The 15,750-nt window shown below is 33.6% G+C and carries 17 protein-coding genes; 3 read left to right on the forward strand and 14 right to left on the reverse strand.

Going from position 1 to position 15,750, the window contains the following annotated elements:
* From AC3WRL_RS08520 to AC3WRL_RS08570, 11 genes are all read right to left on the reverse strand, one after another.
* The gene (locus AC3WRL_RS08520; protein WP_214830436.1) at positions 1 to 432 is read right to left on the reverse strand and encodes a nucleoside deaminase; all 432 of its coding nucleotides are present in this window, start codon (positions 430 to 432) and stop codon (positions 1 to 3) included.
* On the reverse strand, positions 432 to 1,061 hold the full coding sequence (locus AC3WRL_RS08525; protein ID WP_492330096.1) for an energy transducer TonB: 630 nt from the start codon (positions 1,059 to 1,061) through the stop codon (positions 432 to 434). The genes AC3WRL_RS08520 and AC3WRL_RS08525 overlap by 1 nt, the downstream gene beginning before the upstream one ends.
* Before the next feature lie 56 nt (positions 1,062 to 1,117).
* Positions 1,118 to 2,038 (reverse strand): helix-turn-helix transcriptional regulator, encoded by a 921-nt coding sequence (locus AC3WRL_RS08530; protein ID WP_492330097.1) that lies wholly within the window; start codon positions 2,036 to 2,038, stop codon positions 1,118 to 1,120.
* A 314-nt stretch (positions 2,039 to 2,352) separates the two neighbouring features.
* Complete coding sequence (locus AC3WRL_RS08535) at positions 2,353 to 2,523, reverse strand: hypothetical protein (RefSeq protein WP_214830440.1); 171 nt, start codon at positions 2,521 to 2,523, stop codon at positions 2,353 to 2,355.
* Between the two features lie 192 nt (positions 2,524 to 2,715).
* The gene (locus AC3WRL_RS08540) at positions 2,716 to 3,273 is read right to left on the reverse strand and encodes a hypothetical protein (protein WP_214830442.1); all 558 of its coding nucleotides are present in this window, start codon (positions 3,271 to 3,273) and stop codon (positions 2,716 to 2,718) included.
* Position 3,274: 1 nt separating this feature from the next.
* On the reverse strand, positions 3,275 to 3,958 hold the full coding sequence (locus AC3WRL_RS08545; RefSeq protein ID WP_214830444.1) for a hypothetical protein: 684 nt from the start codon (positions 3,956 to 3,958) through the stop codon (positions 3,275 to 3,277).
* A gap of 78 nt (positions 3,959 to 4,036) precedes the next feature.
* The gene (locus tag AC3WRL_RS08550) at positions 4,037 to 4,612 is read right to left on the reverse strand and encodes a DUF2589 domain-containing protein (protein ID WP_214830445.1); all 576 of its coding nucleotides are present in this window, start codon (positions 4,610 to 4,612) and stop codon (positions 4,037 to 4,039) included.
* A 406-nt stretch (positions 4,613 to 5,018) separates the two neighbouring features.
* Entirely contained in the window at positions 5,019 to 6,056 is a 1,038-nt protein-coding gene (locus AC3WRL_RS08555; protein ID WP_214830448.1) for a patatin-like phospholipase family protein, read from the reverse strand.
* Between the two features lie 190 nt (positions 6,057 to 6,246).
* Positions 6,247 to 6,747 carry a M15 family metallopeptidase gene (locus AC3WRL_RS08560; protein ID WP_492330098.1) on the reverse strand — a complete coding sequence of 167 codons (501 nt, stop codon included), beginning with the start codon at positions 6,745 to 6,747 and terminating at the stop codon, positions 6,247 to 6,249.
* A gap of 233 nt (positions 6,748 to 6,980) precedes the next feature.
* On the reverse strand, positions 6,981 to 7,592 hold the full coding sequence (locus AC3WRL_RS08565; RefSeq protein WP_214830452.1) for a YdeI/OmpD-associated family protein: 612 nt from the start codon (positions 7,590 to 7,592) through the stop codon (positions 6,981 to 6,983).
* Between the two features lie 4 nt (positions 7,593 to 7,596).
* Entirely contained in the window at positions 7,597 to 8,724 is a 1,128-nt protein-coding gene (locus tag AC3WRL_RS08570; RefSeq protein WP_214830453.1) for a serine hydrolase domain-containing protein, read from the reverse strand.
* 98 nt (positions 8,725 to 8,822) lie between these two features.
* Here AC3WRL_RS08570 and AC3WRL_RS08575 point away from each other — a divergent pair, with 98 nt between their 5' ends.
* On the forward strand, positions 8,823 to 10,124 hold the full coding sequence (locus AC3WRL_RS08575) for a M48 family metalloprotease (protein WP_492330099.1): 1,302 nt from the start codon (positions 8,823 to 8,825) through the stop codon (positions 10,122 to 10,124).
* Positions 10,125 to 10,143: 19 nt separating this feature from the next.
* Here AC3WRL_RS08575 and AC3WRL_RS08580 read toward each other — a convergent pair whose 3' ends face one another.
* From AC3WRL_RS08580 to AC3WRL_RS08590, 3 genes are all read right to left on the reverse strand, one after another.
* A complete protein-coding gene (locus AC3WRL_RS08580; RefSeq protein ID WP_492330100.1) occupies positions 10,144 to 11,673 on the reverse strand; it encodes a hypothetical protein in 1,530 nt (509 codons plus the stop codon).
* Positions 11,674 to 11,749: 76 nt separating this feature from the next.
* Positions 11,750 to 13,291 carry a glycine--tRNA ligase gene (locus tag AC3WRL_RS08585; RefSeq protein WP_492330101.1) on the reverse strand — a complete coding sequence of 514 codons (1,542 nt, stop codon included), beginning with the start codon at positions 13,289 to 13,291 and terminating at the stop codon, positions 11,750 to 11,752.
* Positions 13,292 to 13,527: 236 nt separating this feature from the next.
* On the reverse strand, positions 13,528 to 13,728 hold the full coding sequence (locus AC3WRL_RS08590) for a hypothetical protein (RefSeq protein WP_214830461.1): 201 nt from the start codon (positions 13,726 to 13,728) through the stop codon (positions 13,528 to 13,530).
* Between the two features lie 152 nt (positions 13,729 to 13,880).
* Here AC3WRL_RS08590 and AC3WRL_RS08595 point away from each other — a divergent pair, with 152 nt between their 5' ends.
* Both AC3WRL_RS08595 and AC3WRL_RS08600 read left to right on the forward strand, forming a co-directional pair.
* A complete protein-coding gene (locus AC3WRL_RS08595; RefSeq protein WP_261510746.1) occupies positions 13,881 to 14,576 on the forward strand; it encodes a pseudouridine synthase in 696 nt (231 codons plus the stop codon).
* 83 nt (positions 14,577 to 14,659) lie between these two features.
* Positions 14,660 to 15,682: a quinone-dependent dihydroorotate dehydrogenase gene (locus AC3WRL_RS08600; protein WP_492330102.1), complete on the forward strand. Its 1,023-nt coding sequence runs from the start codon at positions 14,660 to 14,662 to the stop codon at positions 15,680 to 15,682.
* The last annotated feature ends 68 nt before the right edge of the window (positions 15,683 to 15,750 follow it).

The raw sequence follows: 15,750 nt of genomic DNA on the forward strand, positions 1-15,750 counted from the left end.
TTATCTTTTTGATTTAAAAAAATCTTTTACAATACCAGAACATTCATGTTCCATAATTCCTGTTACAATCTCCGTTTTAGGATGAAGACTAAGGTGTTTATTAATAAAGCCCCTTTGCTCATCTCGTGCTCCAATTACCACTTTGGAAATTTGTGACCATGAAAGAGCTCCTGAACACATTACACAAGGTTCTAATGTAACATATAGTGTACAGTTGATAAGGTATTTTCCTCCCAGGAAATTGGCTGCTGAAGTAATGGCCTGCATTTCTGCGTGGGCAGTTACATCATTAAGCGTTTCCGTCAGGTTGTGTGCCCTTGCAATAACACGGTTATTGGAAACCACCACGCACCCAATAGGAACCTCATCTTTTTCAAGAGCAATTTCTGCTTCCTGAAAAGCCATTTTCATGAAATATTCGTCCGTAAACATTATTCAAAACTCATAGTTAGTGGAAGCTTAAATCGATATCTCACAGGATCTCCATTGATAATAGCAGGAGAAAATTTTTCTGAAAGAGAATATAGTGCAATTTGAGCTTGCCTGTTGAAGGTAAAATTGTCGCCTTGTGCTTCTACATTGCTGATAGTTCCATCTTTTTCTACGATGAAAGCTACAGTGGCTTTTACTATTTTCGTTTCGGAAAGAACGCCATCTATATAAAAAAGGTGGGCCACTTCCTTTCGCAATGCATTAATACCTCCCGGATAATCTGCAGATTTATCTGTAATAGGAAAGATATCTGGGGCTTTTTCCGGCGATATCGTTTTGTTTTCAAGCTGTAATCTGCTGAGATCTTCTGTGTTTTTTATTTTTAACAAAGCGCCTATTAAAGCAACATTCTCAATGCTGTCCATCTTTTTCATGAAAAAAAGAAAATCCTGCTTAATGGAAGCTTTTTGAAAATTGCCTGTCTCAGCATCAAACTTTTTCTTAAATTCAGTATTCAGCATACTGCGATGCTGGTTATAGTAAGATTTCACAAGCTTAAATTCTTCCTTTTGTTGAGAAAAGAAAACCGAAGAAATAAAGCAAGATAAAAAGAGAAATAAAGATTTCAATTTTGAGATATTTATGTAAAAATAGTCAAAAAAAACTAAAATTAAATGAAACTAATTTAGTCTTCAAGATAACTATTTAAAGATTCTTTTAAATGATTACGGATGTCGTCAACTAAAGATGTCGGTTCTAAGACTCTGACCTCTTTTCCATACGAAAGGATCTCCTGCATAAAGTCATAAGTTGGATGAAGGAAGAATTCAAAATAGATGTCTTCAGGTGTTTCTTTAGTTTCTTTTTGTGATTGATGAAGCGGAAAACTTTTGATATATTCGCCTTGATGGCGGGTACATTTTAGGGTGATTTTTTGAGGCTTCTGCTCAGTTAAGTTCATTACTCCAAAAGCATTTTTAAAATACTCCCTGAAATTGTATTTATATTTTTCACGGAATTTAGTTTTACTGACGTCAAGGTAATTGATCCGATCAAGTCCAAAAGACTTTAAAATCTTATCCTTGGTATCAATAGCGATGAGATACCATCGGTCTTTAGATTCTTTTAAAGCCAAAGGATGTACTTTTCGGGAAGTCATCAATTTGTTTTTATAGTTGTAATGCTCAAAAGAAACGACTCTTTTATTTCGAATGGCGAAGAAAAGATCATAAAAATGATCTACTCCAGTTGGCTTTCGGGATTCAAAAAAGATATAATCCGAAAAATCAGGGTGTAGATTTAGAGCATTACTAACCTGAAAAGATTCAAGTAATTTTTGATTATATTCATCCACCTCCATTGTGGGACGGCTTTCAATGTAATAACGGTTATCACCTTTTTTCTTATTGTGAATGGAAAGGTTAAAGAGGTCAGATATCTCCCGGATATCTCTCTGCAATGTGCGGATCGAATAGCTTTTTATATCCGCATCCTGAAATTCAAAAGAGTTTAAAAGATAATCCTCCAGCTGCGAATAGGTAGCGGGTGCACTTTCTAATTTTTTAATGATTAAGGCGTATCTTGTTAAATAAAAATCTTTTTTCATTCGGATAATTTTATGGCTATAGTTTCTTTTTTGTTTTTTTAATCTAACACCTGACGTGTCTCATTTTTAGTTTTCTAAAACAAATATAGATTCTTAATACGACAAAATATGTCGTGTTTTATTTTTGTGGATAAGTTTTAAAGAGGCTTAGCTCATTCTTAATAAATATAAAGATATGAGAATTTCAAATATGTTTATTTTTAAAAAAGTTCCGGCTATCCAATACTTGTGAATGGTGATTCAAAGGCATTATGGAATTTGGTCTGAAAGAATTATTGGATAGCTCCAGAACTTCACTAACTAATATGTTTTTATTAATAAATATCATCTTCAAGGATTTCATTTTCAAAATCTTCCTTGAAGAAAACTTCAATATCATTGAGATAGTTTTCATAATCTATCTCCACGTTTTCGATGTCACTCCACTCAATAGTGTAGAGATCTTTATCGAAAATTATATCTGAACTGTGATTTGGTGTTTCCATGTTGGGTGTTTTAAAGGTTGAACATATTTCTGGCTGTCCAGCATTAATTAATGTTGAATTCAATGGCTTTTAAAAGTTTTTAAAGATTGTTTTTTGTGTCTTGGTTTATATTTCAAAAGTAGGAGCTAGTGGCGTCAAAACTTGACGTGTAAAAAAAAATAACTCAAAAAAAATGAGTTATTTTTTAAATTTTTAAGAAAAATCTTCCAGATCTATTTCATCAGCAATAAGCATAATGATATCCATTTCTGAAAGCATTGATTTGAGTTTCACTCCTCCTATTTTAAGGTCATTATCTGAGAGAATATACCACCATACCTTTTGAACAAAATCGTGGAAGTCCATCTCATTGGTGTAATGTAGGCCTTTTTGCTGTGCTGTTAATGCTAATATTTGTTTCGTGATATCCCTACATTCATTCATCTTTCCTTCATGTGGCAATAAAACATTAATTACGCAGTTTTGCGCATCATAAAGAAGGTTAGCTGCAATTTTTATCTGATTTTTTTTAGTATTGAATCCTCTTTCATCACTAAATTTTCCTGCTAATATTTTTGCTCTGAATCCCGCAACTTCTGAAACTTCACTTATGTTGTTCGTGGAAAAAATTTCTTCTATAGATTTTAACCAGGATAAAATTTTGTCAGTGAAGAAAGGGTCTTTTTTTTCTAGATAAGAAACGATCTTCGGAAATTCCTGTAATTTCTCTTTTAATTGAGAAACCAATATAAATTGTGATTTTTTTACCATATTATTCAGGGATTAGCGTTTCTATGATGTTTCCATTGATATCTTCATATCTCGACCATTCCATGCCAGCTTCACTTACACTCATTTTTGCATAGATCAGACATTTTGCATCTAAAGCCATTAGTTTGCTGGCTTCTACAATAATCTCACGATCTTCAATTTTTTCAATTACTTTTCTCGCTTCAAAAATAGTTCTGTTAGAAATACTCTGCTGAAAAAATTGTGGATTGGTCAGTTTCCATCTGAAATTAGGCAACGATTGGCAAAATTCCAATGTATATTGGGGAATGGGATCAAAATATTTGATCTGTGAATCTGTAATCGTGGTAGTGTTCTCTTCTTTGATTTTTTTGATGGCATCATTATAAGTAACTTCAAGGTCGACCAAAAAAGCTTTAAGACTCTGATCACTTTTTATATCAGAAGGGTCATAATCTGTTTTAGCCACTTTTATAATTTCATCGTAGGCGAAATCTCTAAAAATCATTATAGGTGAATTTCCAGCGGTAGCAAAAGGAATTGTAAGATCTACAGTTCCAACCTTCATTCTTGGAATAGAAAAATGTTTCAATAAATCGTCTTGAGCATATTCCTTAGCGATCTGTACAGTTTGTAAGTCTGCCATTTTTCTGGCAGAAGCAATTTCAGAGACTATGCCTCCCAAATATTCGTTCAATTTCGGCATGATAAGTTTTTTTATTTATAAAAAGTTGGTTGAAAAAGGATGGCTGCCGAAGCAACCATCCAAAAATAAATAGGGTTTTTAAACTGCTGGTTCAGCGGCTTTAGCTACAATAGCATCTTCTAGCATGTCCATAATTCTTGCAAGACCGGCAGGTAACTCATCATTTACAGCTTTTACATGGACACCTAAAGTGTACGTTTTCTCTGTAGTTGATGTACTTGAATTGGTCTTTTTATAAGAAGCAGAAGCATTGAATTTTACTTTCCAAATTTTTCCGCTTACAGAAGCACTTCCTGTGAATTCACTTGAAATAGCTTGAGTTTCCACTGAGTTTAATTTTGCGTTAAAATCAATCGTCATCTCATCAATTCTTAATGCAGGAATTGTAAGCATTGAAAGAAACGGAACCTGTAGTGTAACAGTAGAATCTATGATAGCACCATTTTCACCAGGAACCGACTTTTTATATTTAAAATCTACATATCTAAGCTCTGAAGGAGCTGTCGGGTGATTGGCAGGGTTGAAACCTACCTCTTTAATGAAGTTTACTTGCGAAATAGATGCATCGTGTTGTGCTTTAATAGCTGCCTGCATAGGCCCACCGATGTAAACACTAAAATCTAAACTGTTTAATTCTTGAACTAAATTTGCCATAATTTAAAAATTTTAAAGGTTATTAATAATTGGTTAATAATATATAGTAGTGCTAGCAGACTAATATTCAGTTAGGGTAATACATATCCTGTTCAGTGTTTTTAGGTACTGAAAACTGATAATTAATTAAAAATTAATTTGGATATTTTTAAGACTGGAACAAGTTTATTTAGTTCTTGTTTCCTTGGTTATTTTGTTACTTCAAAGATAGTTTAAGGTGGCGCCAAAACTCGTCGTGTTATAATTTTCTTCCATTATTATTTTGTTTTATTTTGGTCTTATTTATACTTCAAATATAACTTCGAAAAGCGCCAAAATCTGGCGTGTTTTTTATTTTAATTAAAAAAATAGGAATCTATTAATATAAGCTCATAAGCTTATTTTAGTCCAATATAAGCTTTTTAGCTTATATTTTGTTTCTGATGAGTTTTTGTACAATCTGATTCAATGTTTCTCTATTATCATCTATATAACTTAATCCAGCTTGTATCAGATTTTCGATATTAGAACGTCTTACATTATCCATTGCAGGAGAAGCATTTTTTAAGGATGGATTGATCCGATAATAATTCTTCTGATTTCTCAAACCCAATGTCTGAAACATCTGGCAAAGTTGGTAATCAACAGTTTCTGCATTAGCAGACATCAAAATATCAATAATAGGAGTTACCCAGCCAATTTTTCCGGCTTTTTCTAATTTCTTAAAAGAATAGCTGCGGGATTCAATTCCTGTTCCTATAGATATCATGATCATATCATTTACTGTAGGGTGATTGGCTTTCTGATGGTTTCTCAGCACTTCCGCAAAAGGGATCTTTCTTGCTTCCGCATAAGCACAAAGTGCAGGGTTGTTCGCAAACATCCCACCATCAATAAGGCTGAATAATTGTCCATACATCGATTTGATCTGTACAGGACTGAAATAGGTAGGTGCTGCTGAAGTTGCCCGGCAAACATCTTTTACATAAAAGTTATCCGTACTTAAGCTGGCTTCCCATGAGTTAAAAAGTTTAGCCCTTCTGTTTTCAATATCATAACTGGTAATCAAACAAGGTTTTATTAATTCTTTTAATTCAAGATGTCCAAAAAAATCATTTAGATTTTTTTCCAGTGCTTCTTGGGAAATCTTTTCGTTGAGTAAGCCAAACGGATTTACCAGTTTCTCCCAAAAAGAAACCTGAAATATGTCGCCACCTTTTTCAGCATATAATTCTAATCCTTTCTGAATAGAGTATTTTGCTTTTCGGTGTTCATCCGGGCACAGTATAATAGAAGCAATGAGTCCTCCTGTGCTGCTTCCTGCTACCAAATCAAAATAATCGCCAAGTTTTGCATTGGGTTTATCATAATATTGTAGTTGTTCTTCTATGTAACGTAAAATAATACAGGTGATAATACCTCTTATTCCGCCGCCGTCTAAAGAAAGAATGGTTGTCTTTTTCATGTGATGGTATTAATTGTTAAAGCGACACTTACAATCTTTAATGTTTAAAACCAAGGTTCATTTTTCTAGATAAAACAATTATTTTTGTCATGTAGATTTCATTGTTTTTTATTGTTTTCTTGTAAAGCAAAGGTAGATCAGGGAAGCGACAGAACTTGTCGTATTATAATTATTTTCAAATAAAAGAGAATTATATAATGATATATCCGCTCTTATCCGCAGGCATTTTAGCCAGGTTTCTCCAGGTAGTTTTTATTAGGCCTTTTTTTGTTAAAATGTTCTTTTTTTCAAAGTGCGGAAGGTCTTTGAATGTTTTCCAGTTTCCTCCCCAGTCCCAACCATGTTTGGCAAAAATCTTTACACATTCATACCAATCGGCAACACCATCATTGTCCCAGTCTTTTGCAGTATCCCAACTAACTGCTTTTCCGTCGATCATCAAACAAATGTCAACCGCTAGCCCATAATTGTGAATACTTTGCCCTGCTTTGGCATTGGTTACTTTCTTTCCCGTCGTAAGTCTTCCGATCGCATATAGTTTTTCCTGCTCTTCAAAAGATCTCAAACCTTGGGTAATTCTTACTTTAGCTCTGCCAGCAAGAGCTTCATCACATTCTTTAATAATTTGTTTTACTTCCTCTCTTACCAAAGGGTGAAGTTTTTCTATCCGTTCTAAAGTCACTTTATCCATAATACAATTTTTAGTCTTTTAGGAAACAAAAATACATATGGATAGCGCCAAAACTTGACGTATTTAAAATAGAATTAACTTGTTGTATTCATTAATTACGTCGATTTTGAACTGTATGATTTATAAACAGATGCGTACAATTATTGGAGCTTTCAAGCTTCTCAGGAACATTGCGCTTGTGAAAAATAATTGGAGTTTTACCAGGATGATAATATTATAGTATGGGGATCTTTTTATTTTTTTTCATACTTCCAATTGCGGGATTTACCTTCAGATATCCATTCCAGAGCCTGTTCCATTCTTTTATTACGGGTAACTTCTGTTTTAGCTTCAGAAATCCATAGGATATATTCTTTTCTGAAAGAAAGTGAAGCCTTCTGAAAAATATCTAAAGCTTTTTTGTTTTTGTCCAATGCTTTTTGAAGATCATCCGGAATGGGAACTTCAGTTTTCGAAACAGGTGCTTTTTTCATGGTAACACCCATATCCATAAGATCCATCGCTTCTTTAATTGCTTTTTTCAGTTGAGGTTTTGAGGGCAGATCTTCTATTTTTGTAATCTTTCCTAAACTAAACATCGAGTTTTTCTCAATAGTCTCTGTGATTTCCTGCATTGTTTTCATTTCTTTTTCAAGCCAGAATCCAAAAGTACAATGCTGTTTGAAGGAGGCCATAGCACAAAGATTTTTTCCTTTGTAAAGAAAATGAGGGAAACCCCATTTTATAGTTTCTTCAGCATCGGGACAGAATTCATGAATGATTTCACGAAGGTAATTTAAGATAGGTTTGGCAAAATCCTGAGATTTTTCAATATATAAATCAATTTTAATGCTATGCTTTTCCATAATCCTATTGAAATAATTTTACGGTTTCATTTACAAGAAATTTTACCTGATCAGGTCTTCCTCTGTCATTTTTAGGTGAGTTTTCGTAGCTTCCGGTTCTTACAATAACCATATTATGATCAGGTATCATAATGATATATTGACCCTGAAGTCCTAGAAAATAATAGTGTTTAATGGGATTGTCATGATTGATCCAAAGTCCCATTCCGTAAATGTTATCCGATTTTTTTGTAGGTGTTCTCATCTGCTCAATAAATTCAGCATTGAGAACCTGAATACCATCAGCTTTACCATGGTCTAAAAACAGTTGACCTAGTTTGGCAAAATCCCGGGTATTAGAATGTATGCAACAGTATGTTTTTTCCATTCTGCTGTTATCTACGCTCCATTCTGCATTTTGTTCCATTCCTAAAGGAATCCAGAATTTCTCTGATAAATAACTTGCTAGTGTTTGGTCTATTGATTTTTTTATGGCAAAACCTAATAGTTGTGTCGAACCACTTTGATATTCAAACTTTGAACCTGGCTCTGCTTTAAATCTTTTTGTAAAAGTAGCTTTTATAAGACTCCTCCCATAATAAGCTTTTGCATTGGGACGAAAGGGATTTTTGTAATCTTCATCCCAATCCAGACCAGACTCCATCTGAGCAAGATTTTTTAGGGTAAGCTGATCGCCAAATTTTTTGTTTTTGAAATCATCGAAAAGATCTGAAAATTTCTGGTCAATATTTTTTATTTTACCTTCTTCTAAAGCTTTCCCCAAAAGCATTACTGTAACAGCTTTAGCCATAGAGAAAGAGTTAGTTTTAGATAGTTGATCATATCCGTTCCAATATTGCTCATGAACTAATTTGCTGTTTTTGATCACTAAGAAAGAGGCCGTATTAGAATGGATAAGGTTGTCAACTATGGTTTTAGGTAAGTCTGTTTTGTTGTATAATGGATCTTCTTCCCAAAGCTTTGGTGACTCTGTTGCAATGATATTACTGGGAAAGAGTTTTCCATCATCAATGTTTGCGCTTGACCTGCCTTTAAAATACGTTTTAGCAATTCCACTGAATAAATAATCGTATCCGAAAAGATAAGAAAGAGCTACTGTGGCAGCTGCTCCGCCAATAATATATTTTAGCATTTTTGTTTAAATGTGTCTTTAACAAATTTAAAATAAATTTAGCATGAAAATAAAAATCTATTGGCAAATAAGTTATTTTTGCGCTTATTGAAGAAAAGATGATTAAAAGATTTATTGTATTTGCATTGTTCATATTTTCCATAAGCTGCTTTTCACAGACTTATAAAACAATAGATACTGCAGACTATAAAGAAAGGATAGCCTTTTTAAAGACATTTAATGCAAATAATGAGCTGCTGATTAAAAATCTAAAAAGCAGTTACTCAGGAAAGACGGGTTCAGAATTAGCTAAAATTTATAAAGAAATAGGGGCTGATTTTGAAAAACAGGTTAAAAATAAAGACTTCATTTTCAAATCTGAATTTGATCCTACGATTAAATCTTTAATTCAGCGTTTGAGAAAGAATAATCCGCAGATCCCCACAGATTTAAAAATATTGATTGCTAAAGATAATACTCCCAACGCTTATTGTCTTGCAGACGGGACTTTCGTAATTAATATAGGTTTATTTAACTGGCTGGATAATGATGACCAGATTGCGTCAGTGATTTCGCACGAATTGGGACATAGAATTGAACAGCATTCTCTGAAGGCATTTGTAAACTATATCACTCAGGATGAAAAAGATAAACTCACTGTCAATAATCTAAAATCAGCGAAAGTAAACCTGAACCAAAGGGCTTTCGACGTTTTGAAGAACAGGATGTATAAAAAAGGAATAGAAAAAAGAGGGCATGAGATGCAGGCAGATTCTTTAGGTTATACAATCTTTAAAAACAGTGATTTTAAAAAAGAAGAATTTGTAAATGCCCTATTACGGCTTCAGGATTTTGATACCATTTCACCAAAGGTATTAAAGCTAGAGACTTACAGGAAGTATTTTAATCTTCCCAAGCAGGAGTTTAAGGAAAAATGGCTTAAAAAGGAAGATTTTTCGATATATGATTACAATCATTTTAAAGAAAAACTAAATAAGGATTCTTTAGCCTCTCATCCTGAAATTACTTTACGGATAGAAAAGCTTAAAAAGAGATTCCCGGAATTAATCGTTGCTGCATTGCCGGAAAAGGCTTCTGAGTCATTTGCTTCACTTGAAAAAATCGCAAGTATGGAAGTCTTACCTGATTTTTATCACTCTGAAGATTATGGATTAGGAGTGTATACAAGTCTTCAATTCTTACAGGATGGCGTAGAGGAAAAATATTATAAAAGCTGGTTGGGGAAATGCTTTGCTAAGATTTATGAAGGCCGGAAAAATTATAATCTCAACAGATATCTGGATCGTGTTGATCCCAAAAATCAAAGTGAAAGCTATCAGCAATTCCTTAATTTTATGTGGAACCTCAGTTTAGAGGATATAAAAAATATAGCTGATTATTATCAAAACAAAGAATCCTGATCAAATCAGGATTCTTTTATTAGTAGTTAAGTCTTTCAAGACGTATTTTATTGAATTTTTCTTTCTCATTAAATTCTCTCAAAAGAATATAACCTTCTTTTCCTACATATGGAGTTACTGTAAAGTTATCTTTTTCAGAAATCGGAATGACTTCCTGTTTGAATTTTCCATCGATTACAGTATTGATAAATAGATTCCATTTTTTTTCTCTCGTTGCCTCATCTTTCTGATAATCGCGGTAGAAGAAAACTACGTCTTTCCCATCGTTCAGATACTGTGAAAACAGATAATCTGCATTTACCCACTTGGATTTTTCTTTTTCAAAAACCTTCAGTTCTTTTATATTGAAATCTTTATCGGTATAGATATATACAAGATCTGTCGTTTTGGGAGCATTGTACTGGCCTTCAGGTTTAAATTTTTCAGATAAAATTCCGACACTTCCGTCACTCATAAAATACATGTCTTTGGTCTGAAGGTAATATCCGTTTTCCACCCCTCCATCTGCGCTGATATTTTTAAGGTGAGCCGAATAATCAGGTTTGAAATTTAAAGCCTTCAAATCTGTAGTAAAATCATTTTTATTGACAACCAGACGGGCAAAGCCACGCATTTTATCAGAAACAAAATTCTTTCCGGTTAAAACAATCTTATCATCAAAAGTTTTATCATTATCAATTCTAGATTCCCCTGTTGCAAAAAAATCAATATTATAGATCGTTTCAGGTGAAAGGCCTGTGACAGGTTTATTAGAAATCTCCTGTCCGGTTTTCATATCAATGACAAGCATAGAAAATGTTTTATCATCTCCATTTACATTTCTTAAAATTCCGTAGATATATTTTTCATCTTTATCTAAAACACTAAGATCAGAAAATACTTTTTTGCTTCCATTGGTGTTGTATTTATACCTCCAGATCTCTTTTTTGTTTTCATTAAATTTTATAATGCTGTTATTATTGACATATTTGCCATAGTCATGATACTCCACAGCGATAAATCCTCCTTCTTTTACTTCGCTAACGGCAGAAACGTAGTTATACCCTTTTTCTTTCTTTTCTTCACGGTTTTCTTTTCTTTCCTCTTTCCAGGTTTTTGGCTGAGTGATTTCTGTAAAAACACCTTCCTTATAGTCATAATAGACCTTAGGGGCAACAGTATTTGTTTTTAGATCAACAACCATAGAAGGAGGAGGAGCGGTCAGTACTCTTTTGAAAAGTTGGATGTAAGTGATGTCAGTAGGTTGTAGAATGATCTTTCCTTTAAAATCTAAATATCCAAAATAAGAACCAACACTGTTGTCTCCTTCAAATTCATTATTGGCAACAGGATTTAAATTTTTATCCAGAATTACATAACCGAATTTGTTAGTGGTTTTTCCTGTCTTTCCATAGGAATATACAGAAACATAACCGTATAGATTATCTTTTGTGTCAAAAAGGGCATTCATTCCGATGTACTTTCCCGAAGCCAGTGCCGCCAGATCCTGTGTTTGCGAATAATATAACGCCTGAACAAGACCGAAGGCCACCAATAGAATTTTTTTCATAGCTATAATTTGCGCCAAAAATAATGAATTAACCTATAGAAAATAAAAAAGCCTTGAAAAAATCAAGGCTTTCGTTCTATATTTTTGAAAGTAAATTTCTGAAATTCACTTTCTCATCAATGATCCTTCTTAATTCCGATACCGGAACTCTTTCCTGTTTCATGGTGTCCCTGTCTCTTATCGTCACGGTGTGGTCAATAAGGGAATCATGATCTATTGTGATACAATAAGGAGTACCAATAGCATCTTGTCTTCTGTATCGTTTTCCGATGGCATCTTTTTCCTCATAGAATAAGTTGAAATCGTATTTTAGGTCATTAAAGATCTTCTCAGCATATTCTGCCATACCATCTTTCTTCATTAAAGGAAGAATTGCCGCTTTTACCGGAGCTAAAGCAGGGGGTAGAGATAGAACTGTTCTTTCTGAACCATCTTCCAGGATTTCATCTTTTAAACAATGAGAGAATACAGAAAGAAATAATCTATCCAGACCTACAGAAGTTTCGACAACATAAGGAACATAGTTTTCATTTCTTTCAGGATCAAAAAACTGAAGTTTTCTTCCTGAGTGTTTCTCATGAGCTTTTAAGTCGAAATCTGTTCTTGAATGAATTCCTTCAAGTTCTTTAAAACCAAATGGGAAATTAAATTCGATATCTGCAGCAGCATTAGCATAATGAGCCAATTTCTCATGATCATGGAATCTGTAATTTTCATTACCTAGACCTAAAGCAAGATGCCAGTTCAGACGTTTTGTTTTCCACTGTTCATAGAATTCAAGTTCTGTTCCCGGAGCTACAAAGAACTGCATTTCCATTTGTTCAAATTCACGCATTCTGAAAATAAACTGTCTTGCAACAATCTCATTTCTGAATGCTTTTCCGATCTGAGCGATACCGAAAGGAAGTTTATGACGGGATGTTTTTTGTACATTTAAGAAATTAACAAAAATACCCTGAGCCGTTTCAGGTCTCAAATAAAGATCCATTGCCGAATCAGCAGAAGCTCCCAATTTCGTTCCGAACATCAGGTTAAACTGTCTTACTTCCGTCCAGTTTTTTGAACCGGTATCCGGATCAGCAATTTCCAATTCCTCAATTAATGATTTTACATCAGCAAGGTCTTCATTTTCCAGAGATTTCGCTAATCTTGAAAGAATAGCCTCTCTTTTTGCTCGGTATTCCAGGATTTTAGGATTGGTAGCTTCAAACTGAGCTTTATCAAAAGAATCTCCGAATCTTTTTGCCGTCTTTTCAATTTCCTTATTTTCTTTATCTTCAATTTTAGCACAATAGTCTTCTACCAAAACATCTGCTCTGAAACGCTTTTTAGAATCTTTATTGTCAATTAATGGATCGTTAAAAGCGTCCACGTGGCCTGATGCTTTCCAAGTAGTTGGGTGCATAAGGATCGCTGAATCGATACCCACAATATTTTCGTTAAGCTGTACCATTGCTTTCCACCAATATTGTTTGATATTATTTTTTAGTTCAGCACCATTCTGCCCATAGTCATAAACAGCGGATAAACCGTCATAGATCTCACTGGAAGGGAAAATAAAACCATATTCTTTAGCGTGAGAAATCACTTTCTTGAAAACATCTTCTTGCTTTGCCATAATTTTTTTTACGTCTGAAGTGCAAAAATATGAATTTGGAATCCAAATTCATGAAATTCAACAAAAAAAGCAGTTAAAAAACTGCTTTTAAATATTTAGGATGCTAAAAATGATAGCTTAATGATAAACCATTCCGTGAAAATAATGAGATTAACAGAAACCAAAGGCCTGAGATTTTTCAGGTTTAGAGATCGTTCGATTAGTTTTACAACTATATTTTTATGCTTGACAAAGGATCAATATCGATAAGAACCAACATTAGAAATTGTCATCAACAAACAACCACCAGCTCCGATAATGAATATAATTGCAGCCACAATTAATAATAATATTCTTGTTACTTTATTCTTTTTAGGATCTGTCGCTGCTAAAGTAATAGCGACTGCCACTATGGAAATAATAACAAGTGCTACGAAAAAATTAAAATATTCGTTCATATTCTTAAATTACATAAATATAGAGATTTTTGAAAATAGGACTGAAATTTTTATTAACAGGATGAATTGTAAATGAAATATCAAGTATTTACTCCGCAAAATGATGCTACTATAATCGGGCTAGATCGATCGAAAATTTCTACTTTTGTCCCATGTTAGAAATTCTTTATCGCGATGAATATCTTATTGCCATCAATAAACCAAGCGGATTATTGGTTCATAAATCTTTTTATTCCGGAGAAGCAGATACTTATGCTATTCAGGAATTAAGAAAGCAGATTGGGCAATATGTTTTTCCCATACATCGCCTTGACCGAAAAACTTCGGGTGTTTTGCTGTTCACTTTAGATAAAGAAACGTTGAAAATCATGAGTGAGCAATTTGCTACACGGCAGGTTGAAAAGAAATACATTGCAATTCTTCGTGGTTGGGCAAAAGAAGAGGAAACTATTGATTATGATTTAATTAATGAAAACGAAGTCAGGCAAAACGCGATTACGTATTATCATCGTTTACAGATTTCAGAAATAGAATTACCTTTTTTAAAACATCAAACTTCAAGATATTGTTTAGTTGAAGCCATTCCTGAAACGGGAAGATTTCATCAGTTGAGAAAGCATTTTAAGCATATTTTACATCCTATTTTAGGCTGTCGTAAGCACGGATGCAACAAACAAAATAAGTTGTGGCTTCAAACATTTAGCATCAACAAAATGACACTTCACGCCCATCAATTGGTTTTTAATCATCCTATTTCTAACGAAAGAATTATGGTAAATGCAACTATCGATGACGAATTCAAAAGAGTAGGAGATATTTTGAATTTTGATTTGACTTTGTATTCCTGACATGTTTGTAAGACCTATCCACTTTCAACTTTCCATTTTCAACTCTCCACTAAAACAGCTATCTTTGTCTCCCAAAAAAGGCAATGTACAAAAACCTGATCCGTCCCATTCTTTTTAAATTTGACCCTGAAGAAGTTCACTATTTTACTTTTTCAATGCTTAAAAATTTCTCTTTCTTAACAAAACTTTTTCTTCCAAAACCTATTGAAGATAAGAGATTGGAAAGGGAAGTCTTCGGTTTGAAATTTAAGAATCCAGTTGGATTGGCTGCTGGTTTTGATAAAAATGCAGTGCTTTTTGAAGAGCTTTCAGATCTTGGTTTTGGTTTTGTTGAAATTGGAACGCTGACTCCAAAAGGACAATCTGGTAATGATAAGAAAAGACTTTTTCGTCTGAAAGAAGATTCTGCTATCATCAACAGAATGGGGTTCAACAATGAAGGAGTAGATGCTGCTGTTGAAAGACTTAAAAAAAATAAAAATGTCCTTATCGGCGGAAACATAGGAAAAAACAAGGTGACTCCTAATGAAGAAGCTGTAAACGATTACAAAATTTGTTTTGAGAAACTTTTCCCTTATGTAGATTATTTTGTAGTAAATGTGAGTTCTCCCAATACACCAAACCTTCGTGAGCTTCAGGATAAAGAGCCTTTAACACAGCTTTTAGGTACTTTACAGCAGATGAATACTGAGAAAGCTAATCCAAAACCTATTCTTTTAAAAATAGCTCCAGATTTATCCGACGATCAATTATTGGACATCATTGATATTGTAAAAGATACAAAGATTGCTGGTGTTATTGCTACAAATACAACACTTTCCCGCGAAAATTTAACTTCTGAAAATAAATCTGAAACAGGTGGACTTTCCGGAAAACCTTTAACAAAAAGATCTACAGAGGTAATCCGTTTTCTTTCTGAAAAAAGTGGTAGAGCTTTCCCGATCATTGGAGTCGGTGGGATTCATTCTGCAAAAGATGCTATTGAAAAACTGGATGCTGGAGCAAGTTTAATACAGCTTTATACAGGATTTATTTATGAAGGTCCGGAATTGATCAACGAAATCAACCAAGAGCTTTTAAAAAGAGCAAGTAGACTGCCAAGGTAGAATAGATTTTAAATTCAGGTGACATTTGAATTGGTATTCTGTAAGAATGCCAAGGTTTAATCCTGTAG

Source organism: Chryseobacterium sp. FW101-FHT12H09, assembly GCF_058790395.1.

Coding starts and splice junctions, on each gene's coding strand:
- AC3WRL_RS08575 (WP_492330099.1), top strand. CDS start 8,823: ATGATTAAAAGATTTATTGTATTTGCATTGTTCATATTTTCCATAAGC.
- AC3WRL_RS08540 (WP_214830442.1), bottom strand. CDS start 3,273: ATGGTAAAAAAATCACAATTTATATTGGTTTCTCAATTAAAAGAGAAA.
- AC3WRL_RS08590 (WP_214830461.1), bottom strand. CDS start 13,728: ATGAACGAATATTTTAATTTTTTCGTAGCACTTGTTATTATTTCCATA.
- AC3WRL_RS08535 (WP_214830440.1), bottom strand. CDS start 2,523: ATGGAAACACCAAATCACAGTTCAGATATAATTTTCGATAAAGATCTC.
- AC3WRL_RS08600 (WP_492330102.1), top strand. CDS start 14,660: ATGTACAAAAACCTGATCCGTCCCATTCTTTTTAAATTTGACCCTGAA.
- AC3WRL_RS08550 (WP_214830445.1), bottom strand. CDS start 4,612: ATGGCAAATTTAGTTCAAGAATTAAACAGTTTAGATTTTAGTGTTTAC.
- AC3WRL_RS08545 (WP_214830444.1), bottom strand. CDS start 3,958: ATGCCGAAATTGAACGAATATTTGGGAGGCATAGTCTCTGAAATTGCT.
- AC3WRL_RS08595 (WP_261510746.1), top strand. CDS start 13,881: ATGTTAGAAATTCTTTATCGCGATGAATATCTTATTGCCATCAATAAA.
- AC3WRL_RS08570 (WP_214830453.1), bottom strand. CDS start 8,724: ATGCTAAAATATATTATTGGCGGAGCAGCTGCCACAGTAGCTCTTTCT.
- AC3WRL_RS08520 (WP_214830436.1), bottom strand. CDS start 432: ATGTTTACGGACGAATATTTCATGAAAATGGCTTTTCAGGAAGCAGAA.
- AC3WRL_RS08580 (WP_492330100.1), bottom strand. CDS start 11,673: ATGAAAAAAATTCTATTGGTGGCCTTCGGTCTTGTTCAGGCGTTATAT.
- AC3WRL_RS08555 (WP_214830448.1), bottom strand. CDS start 6,056: ATGAAAAAGACAACCATTCTTTCTTTAGACGGCGGCGGAATAAGAGGT.
- AC3WRL_RS08530 (WP_492330097.1), bottom strand. CDS start 2,038: ATGAAAAAAGATTTTTATTTAACAAGATACGCCTTAATCATTAAAAAA.
- AC3WRL_RS08585 (WP_492330101.1), bottom strand. CDS start 13,291: ATGGCAAAGCAAGAAGATGTTTTCAAGAAAGTGATTTCTCACGCTAAA.
- AC3WRL_RS08565 (WP_214830452.1), bottom strand. CDS start 7,592: ATGGAAAAGCATAGCATTAAAATTGATTTATATATTGAAAAATCTCAG.
- AC3WRL_RS08560 (WP_492330098.1), bottom strand. CDS start 6,747: ATGGATAAAGTGACTTTAGAACGGATAGAAAAACTTCACCCTTTGGTA.